The organism is Halomonas sp. NO4 (genome assembly GCF_010994375.1).
In the GTDB taxonomy this organism is placed as follows: Bacteria; Pseudomonadota; Gammaproteobacteria; order Pseudomonadales; family Halomonadaceae; genus Halomonas.
Map to the genome: position 1 here is coordinate 1 of NZ_WHMA01000004.1, position 23,507 is coordinate 23,507.

The 23,507-nt window shown below is 68.4% G+C and carries 19 protein-coding genes; 6 read left to right on the forward strand and 13 right to left on the reverse strand.

Annotation, left to right across the window (positions count from 1 at the left end; translation table 11 throughout):
- Positions 1 to 191: 191 nt before the first annotated feature.
- The 10 genes from FEF15_RS04525 to FEF15_RS04570 form a co-directional block, all read right to left on the reverse strand.
- On the reverse strand, positions 192 to 938 hold the full coding sequence (locus FEF15_RS04525; protein ID WP_163557970.1) for a TIGR01458 family HAD-type hydrolase: 747 nt from the start codon (positions 936 to 938) through the stop codon (positions 192 to 194).
- An 81-nt stretch (positions 939 to 1,019) separates the two neighbouring features.
- Positions 1,020 to 1,190 carry a hypothetical protein gene (locus tag FEF15_RS04530; protein ID WP_163557971.1) on the reverse strand — a complete coding sequence of 57 codons (171 nt, stop codon included), beginning with the start codon at positions 1,188 to 1,190 and terminating at the stop codon, positions 1,020 to 1,022.
- On the reverse strand, positions 1,187 to 2,542 hold the full coding sequence (locus tag FEF15_RS04535; protein WP_163557972.1) for an amidase: 1,356 nt from the start codon (positions 2,540 to 2,542) through the stop codon (positions 1,187 to 1,189). The genes FEF15_RS04530 and FEF15_RS04535 overlap by 4 nt, the downstream gene beginning before the upstream one ends.
- Positions 2,532 to 3,953 carry a TRAP transporter large permease subunit gene (locus tag FEF15_RS04540; RefSeq protein WP_163557973.1) on the reverse strand — a complete coding sequence of 474 codons (1,422 nt, stop codon included), beginning with the start codon at positions 3,951 to 3,953 and terminating at the stop codon, positions 2,532 to 2,534. The genes FEF15_RS04535 and FEF15_RS04540 overlap by 11 nt, the downstream gene beginning before the upstream one ends.
- Positions 3,950 to 4,558 carry a TRAP transporter small permease subunit gene (locus tag FEF15_RS04545; RefSeq protein ID WP_163557974.1) on the reverse strand — a complete coding sequence of 203 codons (609 nt, stop codon included), beginning with the start codon at positions 4,556 to 4,558 and terminating at the stop codon, positions 3,950 to 3,952. Before FEF15_RS04545 ends, FEF15_RS04540 begins: the two co-directional genes overlap by 4 nt.
- Positions 4,559 to 4,693: 135 nt before the next feature.
- Positions 4,694 to 5,905 carry a TRAP transporter substrate-binding protein gene (locus FEF15_RS04550; RefSeq protein WP_163557975.1) on the reverse strand — a complete coding sequence of 404 codons (1,212 nt, stop codon included), beginning with the start codon at positions 5,903 to 5,905 and terminating at the stop codon, positions 4,694 to 4,696.
- A gap of 274 nt (positions 5,906 to 6,179) precedes the next feature.
- Positions 6,180 to 8,222 carry an elongation factor G gene (fusA, locus tag FEF15_RS04555; protein ID WP_163557976.1) on the reverse strand — a complete coding sequence of 681 codons (2,043 nt, stop codon included), beginning with the start codon at positions 8,220 to 8,222 and terminating at the stop codon, positions 6,180 to 6,182.
- An 86-nt stretch (positions 8,223 to 8,308) separates the two neighbouring features.
- Positions 8,309 to 8,788: an SRPBCC family protein gene (locus tag FEF15_RS04560; RefSeq protein WP_163557977.1), complete on the reverse strand. Its 480-nt coding sequence runs from the start codon at positions 8,786 to 8,788 to the stop codon at positions 8,309 to 8,311.
- Positions 8,789 to 8,799: 11 nt separating this feature from the next.
- Complete coding sequence (locus FEF15_RS04565) at positions 8,800 to 9,426, reverse strand: sigma-E factor regulatory protein RseB domain-containing protein (protein WP_163557978.1); 627 nt, start codon at positions 9,424 to 9,426, stop codon at positions 8,800 to 8,802.
- A 132-nt stretch (positions 9,427 to 9,558) separates the two neighbouring features.
- Positions 9,559 to 10,902, reverse strand: coding sequence for an ABC transporter substrate-binding protein (locus FEF15_RS04570; protein ID WP_163557979.1), 1,344 nt, complete (start codon positions 10,900 to 10,902; stop codon positions 9,559 to 9,561).
- Positions 10,903 to 11,116: 214 nt separating this feature from the next.
- On the opposite strand from FEF15_RS04570, the gene FEF15_RS04575 reads away from it, so the two are divergent.
- The 6 genes from FEF15_RS04575 (at position 11,117) to FEF15_RS04600 (ending at position 17,203) form a co-directional block, all read left to right on the forward strand.
- On the forward strand, positions 11,117 to 11,956 hold the full coding sequence (locus tag FEF15_RS04575) for an ABC transporter ATP-binding protein (RefSeq protein WP_163557980.1): 840 nt from the start codon (positions 11,117 to 11,119) through the stop codon (positions 11,954 to 11,956).
- Complete coding sequence (locus tag FEF15_RS04580) at positions 11,937 to 12,644, forward strand: ABC transporter ATP-binding protein (RefSeq protein ID WP_163557981.1); 708 nt, start codon at positions 11,937 to 11,939, stop codon at positions 12,642 to 12,644. The genes FEF15_RS04575 and FEF15_RS04580 overlap by 20 nt, the downstream gene beginning before the upstream one ends.
- 2 nt (positions 12,645 to 12,646) lie before the next feature.
- Positions 12,647 to 13,723 carry a branched-chain amino acid ABC transporter permease gene (locus FEF15_RS04585; protein ID WP_163557982.1) on the forward strand — a complete coding sequence of 359 codons (1,077 nt, stop codon included), beginning with the start codon at positions 12,647 to 12,649 and terminating at the stop codon, positions 13,721 to 13,723.
- Positions 13,724 to 13,726: 3 nt separating this feature from the next.
- Positions 13,727 to 14,917, forward strand: coding sequence for a branched-chain amino acid ABC transporter permease (locus tag FEF15_RS04590; protein WP_240454070.1), 1,191 nt, complete (start codon positions 13,727 to 13,729; stop codon positions 14,915 to 14,917).
- A gap of 62 nt (positions 14,918 to 14,979) precedes the next feature.
- The gene (gene nfo, locus FEF15_RS04595) at positions 14,980 to 15,822 is read left to right on the forward strand and encodes a deoxyribonuclease IV (RefSeq protein ID WP_163557983.1); all 843 of its coding nucleotides are present in this window, start codon (positions 14,980 to 14,982) and stop codon (positions 15,820 to 15,822) included.
- 91 nt (positions 15,823 to 15,913) lie between these two features.
- Positions 15,914 to 17,203 (forward strand): MgtC/SapB family protein, encoded by a 1,290-nt coding sequence (locus FEF15_RS04600; protein WP_163557984.1) that lies wholly within the window; start codon positions 15,914 to 15,916, stop codon positions 17,201 to 17,203.
- A gap of 19 nt (positions 17,204 to 17,222) precedes the next feature.
- Here the strand turns inward: FEF15_RS04600 and FEF15_RS04605 are convergent, their stop codons facing one another.
- The 3 genes from FEF15_RS04605 to FEF15_RS04615 all read right to left on the reverse strand — a co-directional run bounded on the left by FEF15_RS04605 (position 17,223) and on the right by FEF15_RS04615 (position 23,490).
- Positions 17,223 to 20,330, reverse strand: a complete 3,108-nt coding sequence (locus tag FEF15_RS04605; protein WP_240454071.1) for an EAL domain-containing protein — start codon at positions 20,328 to 20,330, stop codon at positions 17,223 to 17,225.
- A gap of 152 nt (positions 20,331 to 20,482) precedes the next feature.
- Entirely contained in the window at positions 20,483 to 21,490 is a 1,008-nt protein-coding gene (locus tag FEF15_RS04610; RefSeq protein WP_163557985.1) for an NAD(P)-dependent alcohol dehydrogenase, read from the reverse strand.
- Positions 21,491 to 21,591: 101 nt separating this feature from the next.
- Complete coding sequence (locus tag FEF15_RS04615) at positions 21,592 to 23,490, reverse strand: ABC transporter ATP-binding protein (protein WP_276208189.1); 1,899 nt, start codon at positions 23,488 to 23,490, stop codon at positions 21,592 to 21,594.
- Positions 23,491 to 23,507: the final 17 nt, after the last annotated feature.

Genomic DNA, 23,507 nt, shown 5'->3' on the forward strand with positions numbered 1-23,507 from the left:
ACCTGGCATGGCGGCGGTTGTTCGAAACCGCCAACCCATCGGAGGAAGCGTGGCTGCGTGTCGCGATAAGCGCAGATCAACAGCAGATGCCAACATAGCCCTTTATATACAGTATTCTGAAGACAGCCCTATTTGGCAAGTCTCCGGCCACTCGCGGTGGCCACACGTCGCCGGTCCGGCCGGTCGCGGCGTTATCGCAGCCGCGCCACCAACTCGGCTAGGCCAGCCTCGACGGATGCCGCCGGCGCCCGTGTCTCGTCGCCCGCCCGGTACTTGCCGGTCTGCACCAGCGTGCCCTGCATGCCGAGCGCCATGGCGGCGGCGACATCGGCCTCGACATCGTCGCCGACCATCAATGCCTCCTCCGGTCTCACGCCCACATCGGCGAGCACGGCGTGAAAGAAGTCCGCCGCCGGCTTGCCCAGCACCTGCGCCTCGATCCCGGCCGCGTACTCGAGTGCCTTGACGAAGGGACCGGCATCCAGGTGCAGGCCGCCGCGCTGGCGGAAGTAGCGGTTGGTACCCACGGCCAGCAGCGGCGCGTCCTGCTGCAACAGCTGGAAGGCCTCGTCGAGGCGCCGGTAGTCGAGACGATGCTCGGCATCACCCAGCACCACGGCAGTGGGATCACGAGTATCGAGCCCCTCGAATTCCGGCTCCAGCGATTCGTGGACCAGCAGATAGGGACGCAGCCGGTGGCGTTCCAGGTAGCGCCGGATCACCGCCGGCGCCGTGAAGATTTGCTGGCGCTCCAGCTCGAAGCCCATCTCGCGAAGCTCGGCGTAGACGGTGGCACCGGTCTTGCGCGAGGTATTGGTCACGAAACGTAACGCCAACGGTGAGGCCTGCAACTCCGCCACCGCCGCCACCGCGCCGGGCAGCGGCACGCCGTCCTCGTGGAGCACACCGCTGATATCGAGCAGAACCGCCTGCAGCATGGCCGCCTCCCTGTGCAATTCGGGACACGCCTTCAGCCTAGCAGGCGGACAATCCTGGCCTCGAGTGGTCTCGGGCGAGGCTCACCGCCGCCTGCCGTTGCCGAACAGCTCCCGCCAGAAGTCGAAGGCGGCCAGCAGCAAGCAGCCCAGGGTGAAGAGAATCAGGTCCGGGTGCGGCACGAAGATCGGCACCGGGATCAGAAAGGCGAACAGCCCGAGCAGCGCCACGCCGGCGAGTATCTTGTCGGTCATGCGTCGGCCTCCTGCGAGAGGGTGCGCACCAGCCAGCGGGCGGTGCGCAGCAAGCGCGCATCCTGTCCTCGCGGCGCCACCAGTTGGACCCCCACCGGCATCCCGCTGGGCCCGGTCAGCAGCGGCAGGCTCAGGGCCGGCAGGCCGCAGAAGGTCCACAGCGAGCAGAAGGTAGGATCGCCAGTGCTCTCGAGCCCCACGGGCGCCTCCCCGGTGGCGGCCGGGGTGACGATGACGTCGAAGCGCTGGAAGAGCGGGTCGAGCGCATCGCGCAGCACCCGCTGCATATCGCGGGCCGCCAGGTAGTCGGGCGCGCGCATCGCCCGCCCGTCGCCGATCAGCTGGCGCAGCGCCTCGCTCACCTGTTCCGGGGCACGATCGACGTAGTGGCCGAGGTTGCGTGCCATCTCGGCGGCCATCACGCCGCCCAGCCAGCCGACCCCACGCCCGAACACCTCGGGCAGCTCCACCTCGTCGGCGGCCTCCCCCAAGGCCGGCGCCAGCTCGCCGAAGGCGTCGCGAGTGGCCGCATCGGCCCGCTCCCAGAAGGGCGTCTTGACCACGGCCAGCGCCGGCGTCACCGGTGGCTCGGCCAGCATGGTGGCGGTGAGCGGCCCGGGGTTCTCGCTGGCGTCGAGATCCTGGCCATCCGCGCCCATCAGCCACTCGACCAGCGTCGCATCCTCGATGGAGCGGGCGAAGACGCCGAGCTGATCGAGGCTTGGCGCCAGCGTCAGCACGCCGGTGCGCGGCACGGCCCCGAAGGTCGGCTTGAAGCCGACCACCCCGCAGTAGGACGCCGGACGGATCACCGAGCCGTTGGTCTGGCTGCCCAGCGCCAGCGGCACCATGCCGGCGGCCACGGCCGCCGCCGACCCACTGGACGAGCCGCCGGGCGTACGCGCGGGGTCGTGGGGGTTGTGGGTCTTGCCCGGGTGGTAGTAGGCGAGCTCCGTGGTCACCGTCTTGCCGAGGATCACCGCCCCCGCCTCGCGCAGCCGCCGGATGACGGTGGCATCCGCGAAGGGCCGCCGCCCCTCGTCGATGGGCGTACCGTTGCCGGTGGGCATGCCCTTGACGTCGATGATGTCCTTCACCCCCACCGGCACACCGTGCAGGGGGCCGAGCGGCAGGCCGCGCTGGCGCCGCCGGTCGCGCTCCTGGGCCTCGAGCATCGCCCTGTCGCGGTCGAGAAAGGCCCAGGCCTGAACCTCCGCTTCCTGGGCGTCGATGATATCGAGACAGGCTGCCACCAGCTCACTCGAGGTCAGCGCCCCCTCGGCGATGCGCCGGGCCGCCTCGCAGGCCGTCAGCGCGGCCAAGTCCTGCGCAGGGTTCCGCTTAGTTGCCATACACTACCTCCGGCAGCCAGAACACGATTTGAGGGAAGTTGTAGAGCACCACCATGGCCATGAAGACCATCGCCAGGAAGGGCATGCAGCCGCGGAAGATCTCGACCAGTTGCACGTGGGGCGGTGCGATCCCCTTGAGGTAGTAGGCCGACATCGCCATGGGTGGCGTCAAGAAGGAGGTCTGCAGGTTGAGCGCCACCAGCATGCCGAAGAACAGCGGGTCGATGCCGAAGTGCGGCAGCAGCGGCAGGAAGATGGGCACGAAGATGATGATGATCTCCGACCACTCCAGCGGCCAGCCCAGCAGGAAGATGATGAACTGCGCCAGGATCAGGAAGGTGAGCGGGGTGATGTCGAGGCCGGTGACGAACTCGGTGATCAGGTGCTCACCGCCCAGGTAGGAGAACACCGAGGAGAAGGTCCAGGAGCCGACGAACAGCCAACACACCATGGCGGTGGTCTTCATCGTCAGGTAAACGGCCTCGCGCAGCCGCTGCCAGGTCAGCGCGCGATAGGCCACCGCCAGCAGCAGCCCGCCGAGTGCGCCCGCCGAGGCCGCCTCGGTCGGCGTCGCCAGGCCGAAGAGGATGGAGCCCAGCACCGCCATGATCAGCACCGCCAGCGGCACGAAGGACGTAAAGATCATCACGACCAGCTTCGCCGTGGGGATATCGCCGGCCTCCTCCTCGGTCGGCTTGGGGGCCACCGAAGGCTGCAGCATCGAACGCCCGATGATGTAGATCAGGTAGAACCCGGCGAGCAGGAAGCCGGGCAGCAAGGCGCCGGCATAGAGGCGCACGATCGATACCCCCGAGGCCGCCGCATAGACGATCAGCATGATCGAGGGCGGGATCAGGATGCCCAGCGTGCCGCCGGCACAGATCACCCCAGAAGCAAAGCTGGTGTTGTAGCGCGCCTTGAGCATGGCCGGGAAGGCGAGCAGGCCCATCAGCGTCACCACCGCCCCGACGATGCCGGTAGCCGTGGCAAAGAGCGCGCAGGTGATCAGCGCCGCCACGGCCATGGAGCCGGGCAACCGCTTGGCGGCGATGTAGAGTGTCGAGAAGAGCCGGTCGACGATGTTGGCACGTTCGACGATATAGCCCATGAACAGGAACAGCGGCACCGCGGTGAGCACCTCGTTGGCCATGACCGAATAGGTCTGGTTGACGAAGAGATCGAATATTCGGTTGTTGAAAAAGCCGCCGACCCAGGTCTCGATGAGTTCCCAGTTACCCGCACCGGCTTCCACGGCGCGGTCGTAGTCGCGCCACATGCGGCCCGGATTGAAATAGGCGAAATAGCCGAAGATGACCCCCAGCGCCATCAGCGTGAAGGCGATGGGAAAACCGAGGAAGATGATGAGGATGAAGATCCCCAGCATCATGATGGCGACCTGAGGCTCCGTCATGTGTCATCTCTCCCCTGGGCGGTCGTGTCCGTTGCGCTCTCGACGGGCACGGCTTCGCGCTTCAGCTGGTCCTCGAGCTCCTCGACATCTTCCACGTTCGGTGGCCACTCATTGGTGCGAATGCAGACGATACAGCGGCAGACCTGGGCGATGCCCTGGATGAACAGCAGAACGCCCGCCGCCACGATGATGGTCTTGAAGTGGAATATCGGCACGCCGGCCGGGGAGAAGACGCTCACTTCCAGGTAGCGCCAGGAGCGCTCGGCGTACTTCCAGCCGGCGAAGATCAGCGCGAGGATGCCAGGGAAGAAGAAGATGAAGTAGAGCACCAGCTCGACCATGGCCTGGGTGCGAGGCCGCCACAACCGATAGAGGAAGTCACCGCGCACGTGGGCGTTTCGCGCCAGGGTATAGGCGCCGCCCATCATGAACAGCGTACCGTAGAGCATGTAGGACGTGTCGTAGGCCCAGGCAGTGGGCGCGTTGAAGAGATAGCGCGACACCACCTCATAGCCCATGCCGAACGCCATGAACAGGATCAGCCAGGCAAAGGCCCGGCCGAACCAGCTCGTCACGGAGTCGATGAAGCGAATGACATTGATCATGATATGAGCACACCTACCGGGTCGGCTCGCGCACCGACCCGCGGGCCGCCGCGCAAGGGAGAAACACAGGGATTCCCTGACTCAGGCACCACTCGGCCTCCCCGGCCAGGAGCCGGGGAGGCCGCCGTGACAGCATCAGAGTTTCAGCCTGCCCGGGAAGAAGTGCTCATAGGCGAGCGCCTGATCCACGCCGTTCATGATGTTGTAGAAGCCCACGCGTTGCGCCCACTCGCGCTGGCTGTCCAGGACGCGACGGTTGAAGTCGTCCTGCTCGAGTTCCTCGATCACGTCGGTCCAGGCCTCGAGCTGCGCCTGCAGGATCTCGTCCGAGGTCCGGTGCAGGGTGACCCCGTGCTCTTCCTGGAGGCGCTGCAGGTCACTGGAGTAGTTATGCATCGCCGACGCCGTATTCGCAGTGGACACCGCCTCCACGGCATGCCGCAGGATCGCGCGCAGGTCCTCGTCCAGGTCGTCCATCACGTCCCTATTGAAGAGGATCTCGAAGGTCTCGCTGGCCTGGTGGTAGGAGCTCAGGATGTAGTGCTTGGCCACGTCCTGGGCGCCGAAGCGCAGGTCCGAAGACGGGTTGTTGAACTCGAAGGCGTCGATGACGCCACGCTCCATCGCCGGCACGATCTCGCCGCCCGGCAGCTGGGTCACGCTCATGCCGAGGGCCTGCATGACGTTGGTGGCGAGTCCCACCGTGCGGTACTTGAAGCCCTGAAGCTCTTCGACGGTGGTCACCGGCTCCTTGAACCAGCCGAAGGGCTGGGCCGGCATCGGGAAGGCATAGAGGCCATACACGTTCAGCCCGAGCATGTCCTGGGTGAGCTCCTGATAGAGCTCCTGGCCACCGCCCTGGTAGAACCAGCTGAGGAAGCTCTGCCCGTCCCAGCCAAAGACCGGACCGGTACCGAACAGCGAGGCCGCACGGTGCTTGCCGTACCAGTACGCGGCCACGGTGTGCGCGCAGTCCAGGACCCCGTCGCTCACGGCGTCCATCACCTGGAAGGCCTGGACGACAGCGCCCGCCGGCAGCAGATCGATCTGCAGGCGCCCCCCGGACATGCTCTGGACGCGATCGACGTACTGCTGCGCGAAGTCCATCCAGATGTCGCCGGAGGGCCACGAGGTCTGCATGCGCAGGACGAGCGGGCTCTGCCCCAGGACCGCCGGGGCGCCGATGGTGCTGGCCGCCACGCCGCCGGTGGCCAGCAGGCCACCCTTGAGGAACTGGCGGCGCGAGGTGGGTTTCTCAGTCACGCCACTGGGAGAAGCCGCGGTGGTGTCCGTGGCCGTCGTGGCGGTGGTTATCAGGTTATTGCTGGCATCTGTGAGTTTATCCATTGTTGTGTACTCCCGTTGCGTGCAACGTCGTTGTCGTTATCTTGCCTTTCGCGGCCCAGTCGTCGCCGCGAGGACGCTTGGCCACCGAAATGCAGTGACACGTCAGCTACAGTAAAGAAGAGCTTCGCGAAAACTTCCATTCAGGATTGCTGGTACAGCGTTGATAGAGGGCACTATCGGTATCCACCCCGACTAACTACCCTGTCGACTTCATGGCCTGGTTCCTGTCGCACGAACCGCTCAGCCGGCCTTTCCCACCTTCTTCTCAGCGCCGTCATCCCTCCTCGCCCGGTCGATAGGCCCGGGTGAGGCGCTGCTGGACATGGTCGGGGGCCGGCTCGTAGTGGCTGAACTGCAGGCTGTAGCTGCCGGTCCCGGCGGTCAGCGCATTGAGGCGAGTGGCGTAGTCGGCCACCTCGGCCAGCGGCACCACTGCCTGGATGCTGACTTCGTCGCTCAGGTTACGGGTATCCTGGATGCGTCCGCGGCTGGCGGCGAGATCGGCGGTGAGGTCGCCCATGGCGCTGCTCGGCCCCTCCACCACCAGCTCCACCATCGGCTCGAGCACCACCGGATGCGCCTTGCGAACCGCGTCGAGAAACGCCTTGCGCCCGGCGGTGATAAAGGCGATCTCCTTGGAATCCACCGGGTGGGTCTTGCCGTCGTGGACGGTCACCCGGACATCCTGCATGGGGTAGCCGGCCAGCGCTCCGCCGGCCATGGCCTGGCGCACGCCCTTCTCCACCGCCGGCAGCAGCGAACTCGGGATCACCCCACCGCGGATGGTGTCCACGAACTCGAATCCGCCCCCGCGCGGCAGCGGCTCGACGCGCAGGAACACCTCGCCGAACTGCCCGGCCCCGCCGGTCTGCTTCTTGTGCCGGCAGTGGCCCTCGGCGGTGCCGGTGATGGTCTCACGATAGGCGATGGAGGGGTCACTGGTCTCGACCTCCACACGGAAGCGCTCGGCGAGCCGTTCGAGCGCCGTGCGCAGGTGCAGCTCGCCCTGCCCGCGCAGCACGATCTCCTGAGTGGCGCTGTCCTGCGCCACCTCGAGGCCGCGATCCTCCTCGACCATCCGCGCCAGGGCCTCCCAGAGCTTCTGCTCGTCACCGTGGCGCCGGGCCTGGATCGCCAGGCCGAAGACCGGCGCCGGCAGCGCCATGGGGCGCAGGTGGATGTGGTCCTCGTCGTGGGAGTCGTGCAGCACGCTGTCGAAGGTCACCTCGTCGACCTTGGCCAGGACACCGATCTCCCCCGGCCCCAGTCGCTCCACGTCGAGCCGCTCGCTTCCCCGCAGGCGAAACAGGGTGCCGACCCGCAGCGCCTTGCGCGCCTCGCCGACAAACAGCCGGGTGTCGCGGCTGACGGTGCCCTGGTGAACGCGAAACACCGCCATCTTGCCGAGGAAGGGGTCGTGCTCGACCTTGACCACATGGGCCAGGACATGGGCGTCCAGGTCGGGACGGGCCCGATACTCGCGCATGCCCGCCTCGTCCTCGCGCAGAAAAGGGGGCGGATTGCCCTCCAGGGGGCTGGGCAGCAGCCGCACCACCACCTCGAGCAGTTCGCGCACCCCGGCGCCACTGATCGCCGAGACGAAGCAGACGGGCACCAAGTGCCCGTCGCGCAGGGCCGCCTCGAAGGGGTCGTGGAGCTGGTCGGGATCCAGCGCTTCGCCCTGCTCCAGGTAGCGCGCCATCAGTGCCTCGTCGAGCTCCACCACCTGGTCGACCAGCATCTCGTGAGTCTCGGCCACCGACGCGAAGTCTGCATCGCCGGCCGGCGAGAAGAAGCAGTCCGCCACCGCCTGGGCGCCCTGCGCCGGCAGGTTGAGCGGCAGGCATTCGGGGCCGAAGGTGGTGCGGATCTCCTCGAGCAGAGCGGGCAGCGCCGCAGGGGCGGCATCGATCTGGTTGACGACGATCAGTCGGCACAGCCCGCGCTCGCCGGCCCACTGCATCATCCGCCGGGCGCTGGCCTCGAGGCCGCGGCTGGCATTCACCACCACCGCCACCGTCTCGACGGCGGGCAGGATCGAGAGCGCCGCCCCCTGAAAGTCGGCCAGCCCCGGGGTGTCGATCAGGTTGATCTCGGTGCCGTCCCACTCCAGGCCCATCACCGAGGCGCGGATGGAGTGCTGCAGGGCCTTCTCCTGCGGGATGGTGTCGCTCACCGTGGTCCCCTTCGTCACGCTGCCGGGACGCTCACGCCCCTCCGCCGTGGCCAGCAGGGCCTCGGCCAGCGTGGTCTTGCCGGCGCCGGCCGGACCGGTCAAGGCAAGGTTGCGCAGGCACTCGGGGGAGCGGTCGGGCATGGCGGTACCCCTCCGTCAAGTCGGCCGGTCCGGATGGGCCGTGCTCATCTCAAGGGTAGCAGCGGAGTCGGGATCGCGAGAGCGGTTCACTCATGGACCAGGCCCAGCAGCCGCCCGCCGAGTCGACGGGCAAGCCCCTGGGCACCGTCGCGCATCACCGCATGGTGGCTCCACACGAACAGCGGCCGTGCCAGCGGGGCCGCCAGGTTCATCCACGGCCGCGTGGTGTGTACCTGCCACTCGTGGCGCACCCGGGTCACCCCGCGCTGCTCGCTCAGCCGCCAGCAACCGGCGCCGCAGACATCACCGCTGGCTTCGCCCTCGATGAGCCGGGGCGTAACAACACGGGTCACGCGGATGTCGAAGCGCAAGCGATAGCCCAGGCGGCTCTGCCAGGTGTAGCGGTAGACCCGCCCGGTGCCGTCGACCGCCCCGGCGGCGCGCTCCTCCACGGCCAGCAGGCTCGGCCACCAGGCGGGCCACTGCGGCGCCTCGCCGAGGGCGTCGAACACCCGGGCAATGGGCGCTTCCAGGTACCAGAGGGTGGTCAGGGCGTAGGCGGCCATGCCGGCGGGCCTCAGGGGTCGAAGGTATTGGCGGGCAGCTCGGGGTCGAGCTCGACCCCCTCGAAGCGCACGGTCTCGACCACCTGGCCATGGCGGTCGTGGCTCACCACCCGCCGCGGGAAGTGCGTCTCGCGATCGAGCCACAGCTCGTAGCGGGCCACCTCGCCCACGCGATGGCCCGGTTCACCGGTAACAGCTAGATGAAGGGTGGCCTGGCCCTCGACCTCGGCCTCGCCGAGGCGACGCAGCTCGCCGTGGCGCTGCAGGCGCTGGACGTTGCGCAGCAGGGTGGCCACGTCCGACTCGTCCACCCGATGACCGCGGGCACTACGCACCAGGGAGTTCAACGGGCTCAGGCTGAGACTGCGCCCCGGGGCGCCGAACGGCCAAACACGCACCCGACGCGTCTCGGGGCTATAGATCAGCACCACCCCCGAATAGGGACTGACCATGTCCATGCGGATGAAACCCGGCCGGCGATAGGCGTAGCGGATCACCTCCTCGCCACGCTCGCCTCGGCTTCGCAGGGTGAAGCGATAGGCGTCGAGCTGCTCGACGCGCGATAGCGCCATCGCCACCGGGTCGGTCGCATCGGACGTCTGGGCCAGAGCAACCACCACCATCAGTTCCGCCAGCATCTGCGCCTCCCCTTTGCCGGGCTGCCACCCTTCTGCTCTCAGCGTAGTCGCCACCCTGGCGCCAGGCTGCCAAAAAACCGGCCCGGGCGGCGGGTGCCGCCCGGGCCGGGTCGGGGCCCCTTCAGGCGAGGCTCACTCCTCGGGAATCTCCTCCGGCGACTGAATCTGCACCGTCTCGGTGTCGCCGTCGGTGTAGCGCCAGATGGCGATAGGGGTGATCACATCGCCGTTGGCGTCGAAGTCCGCCGGACCGGCGGCGCCGGTGTAGGCGACGTCCTCGCCGTTCATGATGGCCTCCACGCCAGCGAGAATGCTGTCCGGATCACCGGCCACGATCTCCTGACCGGGCGGATTGGCTACTTCGCGCAGGCGGTCGCGCAGCACCGTGCCGGTAATCGCCTCGACGCTGTCGTGGCCGTCGGCAATCGCCTTGACCGTGGCCAGCCCGATCAGGATGGCGGCGTCATAGGCCGATTCGGTGAAGGGCGGGATGCGGTCGTGGCCGTACGCCTCCTCGAAGGCCGCAGCGAAGTTCTCGAAGCCGGGCAGGCTCGGGTCCTGGCCGGGGGCGGTGCCGTAGCGCCCCTCGAGGTCCTCGGCGCCCACCGCGTCGATCACCTCCGCGGAGCGGTTGCCGTCGACGAACTGCCAGTGGGTGTGCTCGAAGATGTCGCGCGCCTCCTGCAGGAAGGTGGCGCTGTGGCCGGGATAGCTCGCCGCGAACAGCATCTCCGGCTCTCCCTGGTAGGCCTGGGCGAGCTGCGAGGTGTAGGTGGGCTGCGCCTCCTCGGGGTGCGGCACCTGGGCCAGCACGGTCCCGCCACGCGCCTGGAAGGAGCGGGCGAAGGCGTTGGAGAGCCCCTGGCCGTAGGGATTGTTGATGAAGATCGTCGAGGCGCTCTCCACGCTGTAGTCGTCGAAGATCTCGCCGCGCGCCAGCTGGGCGGCCACCACCCCCTGCAGGGCATCCGAGGCGGTGGTGCGGAACAGCATGTCCGCCTCGCGGTCCTCGGGCAGCACCGAAATCAGCGGCGAGGTGGAGCCGTTGGAAATCTGCAGCACCTCGTTGGGAATGGTCACCGACGTGGAAACGGCCACCGTCACCCCGCTGGACCAGCCGCCGATGATGGCCGGCACGCCTTCCACCTCGACGAGCTGGCGGGCCGCCTCGATCGCCGGGGTAGGCAGTGTGTTGGTGTCCTCGGAGAGGTGCTCGCCGATCACCGGGCCGCCGAGCGCCTCCTCGGTGGCGGCGTTGATGTGGTCGACGCCGAGCGCCGCCCCGTCGCGGTAGAACTCGCCGAATTCGGCCCCTGCCCCGGTGAAGGGGGCGATCTGACCCACCGAGATGGCCGGCGGCGCGTTCTGGGCGCTGGCCGCGCCGGTGGCGAGCGCCGCGCCCAGGGCGCAGCCGCCGAGAATGGCTGACGCGCGCATGCCCCTCAGGCGAGCGCCAGGTTGCGATGTGTGGCTCATGGTTGTTACCTCCTGCGTCCGTCATTCGCCGGTCAGGCAGCCGGACACTTGGGTTTGTTCATGACGGGTACACCGCTTGCAGCGGGCGTTCCCTCTCGGAGTGTAGACGCTGCTTTCCGGGGCGGTGCCACGCGGGGCGCCGCTTCGACACTCCCCACCCCTGTTGCTATGTTCAAAGACGTTGGCACCCAGGCCCGCCGATAGGGGAGATGGCATGACGACCGCCGCCGATGACGCCGAGAAGGGTTCGAACGCGTCGCCACCGCGAGGGGGCACCCCCCTTCTCGACGTGACAGGGCTGGTCCGCCACTTCGACAGCCTGCGCGCCCTCGACGGTGCCGATCTCACCGTCGACGCCGGCACCATCACCGGCTTGATCGGCCCCAACGGCGCGGGCAAGACCACGCTGTTCAACGTCATCACCGGCTTCCACCTCGCCCAGGCCGGGCGCGTCGTGTTCGACGGCCACGACATCACCAACTTGCCGTCGCACCGTATTTTCCGCCACGGCCTGTGCCGCACCTTCCAGATCCCCCGCGAGCACCAGAGCCTGTCGGTGCTCGAGAACCTCATGCTGGTGCCCGGCGGCCAGCGCGGCGAGCACCTGCTCGGTGCCCTGCTGCGTCCGGGCGAGGTGCGCCGCCAGGAGCATGCCCTTCGCGAGCGCGCCCTGGAGGTGCTGGAATTCGTGGAGCTTGCCCACCTCCACGACGAGTACGCCCGCAACCTTTCCGGCGGGCAGAAGAAGCTGCTCGAGCTGGCGCGCACCCTGATGACCGAGCCGCGCCTGGTGCTGCTCGACGAACCCGGCGCCGGCGTCAACCCCACTCTGATGCAGCGCCTGACCGAGAACATCCGCTACCTCAACCGCGAGCGGGGCATCACCTTCCTGGTCATCGAGCACGACATGGACATGGTCATGTCGCTGTGCGACCCGGTGGTGGTGATGAGCGAGGGGCGCCAACTGATGACGGGCGCCCCCGAGGCGGTGCGCCGCGACCCGCGGGTGCTCGAGGCCTATCTGGGAGGGCAGTATGCCGCTGCTGGAGGCTGAGGGCCTCACCGCCGGCTACGGCGACAGCGAGATCCTGCACGACGTGCACCTGCGGGTGGACGAGGGCGAGATCGTGGCGCTGATCGGACCCAACGGTGCCGGCAAGTCGACGCTGATGAAGGCGATCTTCGGGCTCGTCACGCCGCGCCACGGCTCGATCCGCTTCCGCGGCAAGGAGATCGCCGGGCACACGCCCTACAACATCGTCAAGGAGGGGCTCTGCTACGTGCCCCAGGTGGCCAACGTCTTCACGCAGCTCACCGCCGAGGAGAACCTCGACATGGGCGGCTACCTGCTCGACGAGAGCGCGCTGCCCGAGCGCAAGGAGCGGGTCTACGCGCTCTTCCCCAAGCTGCGCGAGCGCCGCCACCAGCGCGTGGGCAAGATGTCGGGCGGCGAGCGCCAGATGGTGGCGATCGGCAGCGCCCTGATGCTCGACCCGGCGCTGCTGCTGCTCGACGAGCCTTCCGCCGGCCTCTCGCCCAAACTCGTCGACGAGATCTTCGCCAACATCGAGCACATCAATGCCACCGGCCTGGCGATCCTCATGGTCGAGCAGAACGCCCGCAAGGCGCTGGCCATGGCCACGCGCGGCTACGTGCTGGCCAGCGGACAGAATCGCGTGGACGGCCCGGGCCAGGCGCTGCTCGACGACCCCGAGGTGGGCCGACTGTACCTGGGAGGCTGAACATGGCGACACCAACACACGAGGAGCGCGAGACACCCACCGCAGTGACGCGCACCGCCCGCCCCGGCGAGCGCGCACGGGCCCTGGTGCAGAGCCGCGCCTTCCTGCTGCTGGCCATCGCGGTGGTGCTGGCGGTGCTCGTGGTGATCGCCCAGGTGCGCGGCGTGGGCGCCGAGCGCCTGCTGTCGCTGGCCGCCTGGGGGGTGATGCTCGGCGGCATCATTGGCCTGGGCAGCATCGGCCTGACGCTGGTCTACGGGGTGCTCAAGTTCCCCAACTTCTCCCACGGCGCCCTGGTCACCCTGGGCGCCTACTTCACCTTCACCATCATCGCCTGGCTGCCCCAGGGCGAGCCGCTCACCCCGCTGTCGTTCGGCTGGGAGTTCCCGGTAGCCCTGCTGATCGCCATGCCCCTGGTGGGGGTGGTGGCCATGGCCGTCGACCGCGTCGTCTATCGCCGCCTGCGCCGCCAGAATGCCCACCTGGTGCTGTTCGCCATGGCCTCGCTGGCCATGGCCTTCTTCCTGCGCAGCCTCATCTACATCGCCTGGGGGCCGGACTTCCACTTCTACTACCCGGGGCGCCCCAACCCCGCACTGACGCTGCCGTTCAACATCCGCGTGCGCGCCGACCAGCTGTTCATCCTGGCACTCGCCCTGGTGCTGATGCTCGGCGTCTACGCCCTGCTCGAGCGCACGCGCATCGGCAAGGCAATGCGCGCCACGGCCGACAATCCCGAGCTCGCCCAAGTGCGCGGCATCAACACCGAGCGGGTGATCGCCTGGACCTGGATCATCGGCGGCGCCCTGGCCGCCGCCGGCGGCACCATGTACGGCCTCTCCTCCCAGCTGCGCCCGGAGATGGGCTTCTGGCTGCTGCTGCCGATGTTCGCCGCCACCATCATGGGCGGCATCGGCAATCCCTACGGGGCGCTGGCCGGGGCCCTGATCATCGGCGTGACACACCAGGTCACCACCGCCTTTCTTTCCCCCACCTACGGGCCAGCCGTGGCCTTCGTATTGATGGTGATCGTGCTGCTGGTACGCCCGCAGGGGCTGTTCGGACGCTCGGGAGGCTGACCCATGATGACCCTGGCACTCACCAAGGCACTGTTGCTGATCCTTCCCGCCGTGCTGCTCGCGCTGCTGGTGCTGCCGGCGCGCCCCTGGCGACTGCCCGTGGCGATCCCCGCCGGGGTGGTGCTCGCCTTTGCGGCGAGCCACGCCCTGCCCAGCGGCATCCTCGCCTACGTCGTCTCCTTCGCCATCATGGGCAGCGTCTACGCGCTGCTCAGCCTCGGTCTCAACGTGCAGTGGGGCTACACCGGCCACCTCAACTTCGGCGTCGCCGGCTTCTTCGCCATCGGCGCCTTCACCTCGGCACTGATGACCGTCGAGGCCCCCACCGGCGTCGCTGCCCAGTACACCCAGATGGCCTTCGGCCTGGATCTGCCCTTTCTCGTCGGCGTGGCCACCGCCGCCCTGGTCTCGGCCCTGCTGGCCTTTCTGGTCGCCATCCCCGTGCTGCGCCTGCGCCTCGACTTCCTGGCCATAGCCACCATTGGCCTCGCCGAGATCATCCGTCTGATCTTCCAGAACGAGCGCTGGCTGGCCAACGGCCCCCAGCCACTGCGCGGCATCCCCCAGCCGCTGCACTGCCTGGTGCAAAGCCAGGGCTGCGAGTGGCTGCCGACCTGGGCCATGGCGCTGTTCGAGCCCCTTTCCGCGCGCGACTACCCGCTGATCTATCTGGTGATCATCACGCTCTTCGTTGCCGTGCTCTACCTGCTGGTGGAGCGCGCCTGCCGCTCGCCCTGGGGGCGCATGCTGCGCGCCATCCGCGACGAGGAGAGCTCGGCGGCGATGAACGGCAAGCCGGTGACCGCCGTGCGCATCCAGTCCTTCGTGGTCGGCGCGGTGGTGATGGGCATCGCCGGGGCGCTCTACGCCCACTACGTGGTGACCATCGACTACAGCCACTTCCACGCGCTCTTCGCCACCTTCCTGGTGTGGGTGATGCTGATGCTCGGTGGCAGCGGCAACAACCGCGGCGCCGTGGTCGGCGGCTTCATCGTGTGGGGGGTGTGGAGCGGTACCGCCTTCCTCGCCAACGCCATCGAGCCGCTGCTGGCGCTGATCGCCGACGACCTGCCGCGCCGCGCCGCCTACTTCCGCTGGCTGCTGGTGGCACTGTTGCTCGCCGCCATCGTGCTCTTCCGCCCCCAGGGGCTGATCCGCGAGGAGAAGCGCGTCTCGCGCTACCTGGGCGAATGAGGGCGCGCTGTCGCGGTGCTATGGTAGGGCCTCCCCCGAATCGCGATGCAAGGAAACGCCGCATGAAATACCTGGGAGCCCATGTCAGCGCCGCTGGCGGCCCTGACCAGGCCGTGCAGCGCGCCGTGGAAATCGGCGCCAACGCCTTTGCGCTGTTCACCAAGAACCAGCGCCAGTGGCGCGCCAAGCCGCTCACCGAGGAAGCGATCGAGGCCTTCGGCGCGGCCTGCCGCGAGCACGGCTTCGCCCCCCACCAGATCCTTCCCCACGACAGCTACCTGATCAATCTGGGACACCCCGATGCGGCGGGGCTGGAGAAATCCCGCGACGCCTTTCTCGACGAGATGCAGCGCTGCGAGCAGCTCGGTCTCACGCTGCTCAACTTCCACCCCGGCAGCCACCTCAAGAAGATCAGCGAGGCCGAGTGTCTGACGCGCATCGCCGAGTCCATCAACCTGGCGCTCGACGAGACCCGGGGCGTCACCGCCGTGATCGAGAACACCGCCGGCCAGGGCACCAACCTCGGCTGGCGCTTCGAGCACCTGGCCGAGATCATCGCCCAGGTCGACGACAAGTCGCGGGGCGGGGTGTGCATCGACACCTGTCACGCCTTCGCCGCCGGTTATGACCTGCGCACTCCGGAGGCCTGCACCGCCACCCTCGACGCGTTCGGTGACGTGGTGGGCTTCGAGTACCTGCGCGGCATGCACCTCAATGACGCCAAGAGCGAGTTCGCCAGCCGCGTCGATCGCCACCACAGCCTGGGCCAGGGCAACATCGGGCTCGACGCCTTCGCCACCCTGATGCGCGACCCGCGCCTCGACGGCATCCCCATGATCCTCGAGACCATCGAGCCCAGCCTGTGGGCCGAGGAGATCGCCTGGCTGCGCGCCCAGCAGGGGTAGGAGGCATCGCGGCGACGTTGCAGCCACCGGCGCCGCGCGCCACCCTGAAAGACACCCTTTCGCCGATCCCAAGGAGTGCTACCCACCCGCCATGGATGACGTCGCCAGCCAGTTCATCACCGCCAACGAATCCGCCATCCAGTTGGGCGTCGCCCTGCTGCTGGGCGCGCTGATCGGCATCGAGCGGGGTTGGGTGGCGCGCGAGCAGAAGGCCGGCGAACGCGTCGCCGGCATTCGCACCCACGCCCTGGTCGGCCTGCTCGGCGGCATCGCCGCGCTGCTCTCCGAGGCCGTGACCCAGTGGGCCTTCCCGCTGATCTTCGTGGCGATGGCCGGCATCGCACTGGTGGCCTGGCGGGCGCGCATGGCGGAGAGCCGCGACTTCAGCATCACAGGCCTGGTGGGGCTGCTGCTCACCTTCTGCTTCGGGGCCATCGCCGTGACTATCGACCTGGCCCTGGCCACGGCCTGCGCGGTGGTCACGGCGGTGATCCTCGACAACAAGCGCGAGATCCACGGGCTGCTCAACCAGCTGCAGTCCCACGAGCTGGACGCCGGGCTCAAGCTGCTGCTGATCACCGCGGTGATGCTGCCGCTGCTCCCCGACCGTGGCATGGGCCCGGGCGATGTGCTCAACCCCTACGAGATCTGGTGGCTGGTGGTGCTGATCGCCTCGATCTCCTTCGTCGGCTACTTCGCCATCCGGGTGGGGGGCACCGAAAAGGGCATCCTCTTCACCGGGATCTTCGCCGGGCTCAGCTCCTCCACCGCCCTCACCCTGCACTTCGCCCGTCAGTCGCGCCAGCTACCCGAGCTGGGCCCGATGCTGGCCGCCGGGGTGCTGATCGCCTGCGGCACCATGTTCCCGCGCATCCTGCTCTATACCGCCGTGATCAGCCCCGGACTGCTGCCCGACCTGGCGTTGCCGATCACCGTGATGGGCCTGACCCTCTACGTCCCGGCGCTGCTCATCTGGTGGCGCCAGCGGCGTTCCCTGAAGGTGGACCGCCCGCAGCTGACCCACAATCCGCTGGAGCTGCGCGTCGCCCTGCTGCTGGGGGCCCTGCTGGCGCTGATCATGGTGCTGGGCGAATGGCTGAGCGAATGGCTCGGCGAGACCGGCATCTACCTGCTGGCGGCCTCGTCGAGCATTGCCGACGTGCACGCCATCACCCTCTCCCTGACCCGCATGTCGCTGGAGCGCATCGACCCCGCCACGGCGGTGCTGGGCATCGTCATCGCCGCCGCCGTCAACAACCTGGTCAAGGCCGGGCTGGCGGCCGGCTTCGGCACTCGCCAGCTGGCCCGGCGCGTGGCGGCCCCCATGGTCGTCTCGCTGGTCGTGGGGCTGCTGCTGGCCTGGCTGAGCGAACTCCTGTGACACGATCGGTGGCGCAGGCTCAGGCTGGCCGGCCCAGCAGCTGCCGCTCCAGGGTATTGATGGGCACGGGACGGCCGAAGAGAAAGCCCTGATAGTGCTCGCAACCGTGCGCGGCCAGCCAGCGGCGTTGGGGTTCGGTCTCGACTCCCTCGGCAATCACCGCCAGCTTGAGGCTGTGGGAGAGCGCGATGGTGCTGGCGACGATCGCCGCGCTCGCCTCGTCCTCCAGCAGGTCGCGCACGAAGGACTGATCGATCTTGAGCTTGTCCAGGGGCAGCCGCTTGAGGTAGGCCAGCGACGAATAGCCGGTGCCGTAGTCGTCGAGGGCGAAGGTCACGCCGTGCACCTTGAGCCGCTGCATGATGTCGCGGGCCTCGTCCGGGTGATCCACGAAGAGGTTCTCGGTCACTTCCAGTTCGAGCCGCTCGGGCGGTGACCCGGTCTCCTCGAGCAGGGAGGTCACCCGGGCGACGAAGTCGGGTTCGCGGAACTGCTGGGGGCTGACGTTCACCGAGATGCTCAGCGCAGCGGTGGCCGGATCGCGTGCCCAGGCGGCCAGCTGGCGGCAGGCGGTCTCCAGCACCCAGTCTCCGATCTCCACGATCAGGCGATTCTCCTCGGCCAGCGGAATGAACTCCCCGGGCGAGACCCAGCCGCGCACGGGGTGCTCCCAGCGCAACAGCGCCTCGACCCCGGTGACGCCGCCCGCCGTGTCCACCTGCACCTGGTAGTGCAACCGGAACTCGCGGCGTGTCAGTGCCTGGCGCAGGTCGTTCTCCAGACCGGCACGCGCCTGCAGCCGCGCCTGCATCACCGGGTCGAAGAAGCTCAGGGTGTTGCGCCCCGAATCCTTGGCCTGGAAGAGCGCCATGTCCGCCTGCTGGAAGAGGAGGCTGCCGTCCCCCGCCTGCCCCTGGAAGAGGGTGACCCCGATGCTGCCGGTCACCTTGACGGCCTCGCCGCCCAGCCAGCAGGGCGAGGGCAGGACCGTCAGCAGCTTGTGGGCTACCCGCTCGGCGATGTGCGCTGCGCGGTCCTGATCGGTGCCCAGGCCGCGCAGCAGCACGGCGAACTCGTCGCCCCCGATGCGCGCCAGGGTGTCGGTGCTGCGCAGCACCTCGCCGAGACGCCCGGCCAGGTGCTGCAACAGGCGGTCGCCCTGGTGGTGCCCCAGGGTGTCGTTGACCTGCTTGAAGTTGTCGATGTCGATGAACAGCAGCGCGGTGAATTCGCCGCTGCGCCGGCTCTCCTTGAGTGCCGTCTCGAGGTGGTCCTGGAGCTGCTGGCGATTGGCCAGTCCGGTCAGGCCATCGAAGAAGGCGAGCTGGTGAATCTCCTCCTCGGCGGCCTTGCGCTCGCTGATGTCGGTGAAGGTCGACACGAAATGCGTCAGCTCACCGCTCTCGTTGCGCACCGCGCTGACGGTGAGCCATTCGGGGAACACCTCGCCGTTGCGGCGCCGGTTCCAGATCTCGCCCTGCCAGCTGCCCTGCTCGTAGACGCACGACCACATCCGGTCGTAGAAGGCGTCGTCGTGCAGGCCGGACTTGAGCAGCCGGGGGTGCTTGCCCAGCACTTCCGCCTCGCGATAGCCGGTGATGCGGGTGAAAGTGTCGTTGACCTTGAGGATGGTGCCCTCGGCATCGGTAATCATCATGCCCAGGTGCGTCTCGAAGGCGGTGGCGGCAATGCGCAGCTGCGCCTCGGTGGCCCGCGACTGGGTCACGTCGCGCACCAGCACCAGCACGCCGCTGAACGCCTCGTCCTGCTCGGCGAGCGGACTGACCACGGCATGGTAGTCCCGCGACTGGCCATCCTGGGTATGCTGGCAGTCGTACTCCATCGGCTGGTCGCTGTCGCGCAGCGCCGCATGGGCCTTGTCGAGGAAACGGGCCATGTCCGGGGGAAAGACGTCCCGGTAGTGGCGTTCGAGCACCTCCGACGACGCCGGCAGCAGCTGGCGATGATCCAGCGCATGTACGTAGACGATGCGCCCCTCGGCATCCAGCACGAAAATCATGTCCTGGATCGAGGAGACCAGCGCCGCCAGACGCGACTCACGGTGCTGTATCTCGCGGCGGGCCTGCTCACGCTCCATCAGGCGCTGGTGGAGGGCCCCTTCGAGGTCCAGGCGGCGAAAATAGTGGCGCACCACCACCGCACCCAGCAGCGCCACCAGCAGCGCGATGCTGCCCAGCCCCCACAGGCGCTGCGTCCAGCCCGCCAGCAGCACCCCGACCTCGGTGCCGACCACCACCACGAAGGGGGTGCCCTCCACGCGGCGCAGCCGATAGAACCGCTCCACGCCATCCATGGGCGAGATCACCCGGGCCCGCGTGTTCGGTGCACCGCTGGCGAGGAACTCACGCAGCACCGGCGACTCGACCCGCTGGCCCAGCACCCTGGGGGCATCGCCGTAGCTCGGCGCGCGCGCCAGCAGCCGCCTGTCACGGTCGACGATGGCGATGCTCTCGCCGGCCGTCATGCTGAGCTGCTCCAGCGCCGTGCTGAAGATGGAGGGGTCGAGCCAGGCCATCGCCACCCCGGGGGCGGTGCCGTCGGCACCGGGGAGTCGGCGGGCATGCACCACCTGGAAGCTGTCCGACAGGGCCGACCAGGTGAGCGGCGAGATCCAGGTATCGCGCGCCGGCGACGCGCCGAAGGGGCGGAAATAGGGCATCTCGCTGATGTCGAAGCCCGGTGGGTGCACCGAACTCGAGGAGACCAGCACCCGGCCCTCGGCATCGACGACACACAGCTCGTCGAGGAAGGCGACGCCGTCACGTCGACGGACCAGATACTCTTCCAGGCTTTCCGGGGACATCAGGCCCGACGACGGAGCCGCCGAGCCGGACATCTCTACCAGTTGGGCCATGCCGCTCAGGGTATGTGCGCTGAGGGCGAAATAGCCCGCCACCCACTCGGCCACCAGGTCCGACCGCGCGCGCAGCTGGGCCTGACCGTCCGCCACTTCGCGCCGATACTGGTCGGCGAGCACCCACGCCAGGCTGGCGACCATCAGCGTTACCGCCAGCAGATAGATTCCGACGGCACGTCGGTGGTACTTGCCCCTCTGGCCCTCTGCCGCCGTTCCTGGCGGCGTTACCACCGACTCCCTCATACGCATGCCTTACTGCATTCCGTCGTTAGGGGGAGTCTATCCAATTCAGAGGTTGAATACCCAACCCTGGCAGAAAGGTTGACAGCCCTTCCCATATCAGCAAATGGCGATGATAAAGCCTGGCGTCACGCTCCCGAGCCCGCTCAAGGGGCGCCGGCTCACCACTCTAGGCAGATCTTGCCGAAATGACGCCCGGCTTCCTGGTGACGGAAGGCCTCGGCAATCTCCTCGAGCCCGAAGGTCGCATCGATCACCGGCTTGACGCCACTCGCCTCGATGGCACGGATCATCTCCAGTTGGTGCCGTCGACTGCCGACGATCAACCCCTGAAGGCGCGCCTGCTTGGCCATCAGCTTGGCGGTGGGTATCTCCCCCTCGCGGCCGGTGAGGACGCCGATCAGCGCGATATGCCCGCCGATGCGTACCGCCTCGATGGACTGCGGCAGGGTGCCGGGGCCGCCTACCTCGACGACGTGGTCGACGCCGGCCCCACCGGTCAACGCCTGCACGGTCTTGCCCCACTCGGGGTCGTCGCGATAGTTGATGGTGTGCTCGGCCCCCATCTCGCGCAGCCGGGCGAGCTTGTCGTCGGACGAGGAAGTCGCGATCACCCGTGCGCCCATCAGCTGGGCGAACTGCAGGGCGAAGATCGACACCCCGCCGGTGCCCAGCACCAGCACCGTATCGCCGGCCTTGAGGCCGCCCTCCACCACCAGCGCCCGCCAGGCGGTCAGACCCGCGGTGGTCAGCGTGGCCGCCTCGGCAGGGGAATAGCCGGCAGGCTGGTGGGTGAACCAGTGGGCCGGTCGCACGATCCGCTCGCGGGCGTAACCGTCGACGCCGTCTCCCGGGGTGGTGGCGAAGTTGCCGAGCCGCGCCGGCCCCTCCAGCCAGGGCGGGAAGAAGGTGGAGACCACGGCATCGCCCGTGGCGAAGTCCTCGACGCCCTCGCCCACCGCCTCGACCACGCCGGCGCCGTCGGACATCGGGATTCGGCCATCCTCCACGGGGATCATCCCCGCCACCACCGCGTAGTCGTGGAAGTTCAGCGAGCTGGCCTGCAGGCGCACGCGAACCTCGCCCGGACCGGGCTCCCCGGGGGCGTCACGCTCGACGACTTCCAAGCGATCCAGCCCACCGGGGCTGCGCAACGTCACCACTTTCATGCTCACCTCCTCTTCTACAACAGAAATCGACACACCCTCGGCACCTTGGCAGCTCGAAGCATGCCGCGCAAACCGCCGCTACCGCCCTCGCCGAAGCCCTCCTAGTCGACCCGGGCGGCACCCTCGCGCTGGGCCGTTTCGCCGTCGACGTCCACGCCGATGAAACCGCCGGACTGGCGCCGCCACAGGGCGGCATAGAGGCCGCCCCTGGCCAGCAGCTCGCGGTGCGTGCCGCTCTCGACGATGCGCCCCTCGTCGAGCACCACCAGCCGGTCGAGCATGGCGATGGTGGAGAGGCGGTGGGCGATGGCGATCACCGTCTTGCCCTCCATCAGCGCGTAGAGCTGCTCCTGGATAGCCGCCTCCACCTCGGAGTCGAGCGCCGAGGTGGCCTCGTCAAGCACCAGGATGGGCGCGTTCTTGAGCAGCACCCGGGCAATGGCGATGCGCTGGCGCTGGCCCCCGGAGAGCTTGACGCCGCGCTCGCCGACGTGGGCGTCCAGGCCGCGGCGACCGTGGCTGTCCACGAGGTCGTCGATGAAGGTGTCGGCGTGGGCGCGGTGCACCGCCTCACGGATTGCCGCTTCGCTGGCCTCGGGGCTGCCGTAGCGAATATTGTCGCGCACCGAGCGGTGCAGCAAGGAGGTGTCCTGGGTGACCATGCCGATGTGGCGGCGCAGCGACTCCTGGGTCACCGTGGCAATGTCCTGGCCGTCGATCAGGATGCGCCCGCCCTCCAGGTCGTAGAAGCGCAGCAGCAGGTTGGCGAGCGTCGACTTGCCGGCCCCGGAGCGGCCGATCAGCCCCACCTTCTCGCCGGGGCGGATGGTCAGGTCCAGGCCGTCGAACACCGGGGCCGACTCGCCATCGGGGCGCGCATAGCCGAAGCGCAGCGCGTCGAAGCGGATCTCGCCGTCGGGCACGGCCAGTTCCCCGGCCTCCTCGTGGTCCTTGACCGCCGGCTCGCGGGCGATGGTGTTGATGCCGTCCTGCACCGTGCCGATGTTCTCGAACAGCCCCGCCACCTCCCAGAGGATCCAGTCGGACATGAAGCGAATGCGCATCACCAGGGCGATGGCCACGGCGATGATGCCCAGCGACACCGCCTCCAGGTACCAGGCGCCGATGGCCATGGCTGCCACCCCGGCCAGCAGCAGGGAGTTGAGCAGCGTCAGGCTCACGGTGAGCGCCGTGGCCAGGCGCATCTGGCGATGCACGGTGGCCATGAAGCCCTCCATGGCATCGCGGGCATAGGCCTGCTCGCGCCGGGTATCGGCGAACAGCTTGATGGTCTGGATGTTGCTGTAGCTGTCGACGATGCGCCCGGTCATCACCGCCCGGGCATCGGCCTGGGCCATGGAGACATCGCGCAGGCGTGGCACGAAGACCCACATGATGGCGACATAGCCGCCCAGCCACACCACCAGCGGCGCCATCAGCCAGGGTTCGGCGCGCCCCATCAGCCACATGGCGCCGGCAAAGTAAACGAGCACGTAGACCATCAGGTCCATCAGCTTCATCACCGTCTCGCGGATCGCCAGTGCCGTCTGCATCACCTTCTGGGAGACGCGCCCGGCGAACTCGTCATGGTAGAAGGCAAGGCTCTGGCCGAGCATGTGACGATGCGCCAGCCAGCGGCCGATCATCGGATAGTTGCCGAAGATGCTCTGGTGGGTCAGCAGCGACTGCAACAGGGTGAGCAGCGGCAGGCCGACCACCACCAGCGCCGCCATGCCGGCCAGCGGCCAGCCGTACGCGGCGAAGAAGCCCTCGCGCTCGGCGCCCGAAAGCCAGTCCACCAGCTCGCCCATATAATGGAAGAACAGCACCTCGGCGGCGGAGACCAGCGCCGTGACCAGCGACATGGCGATCAGCAGCGGCACTACCGGCCGCGAGAAGTGGTGGATGAAGGGCAGAAGCCCCGCCGGCGGTGTCCCGGTGTCGCCCTTGGGATAGGGGTCGACCAGGGTCTCGAAGCGCCGGAACAGGCGGTGGAGCATGGATGGTATCACCGGGT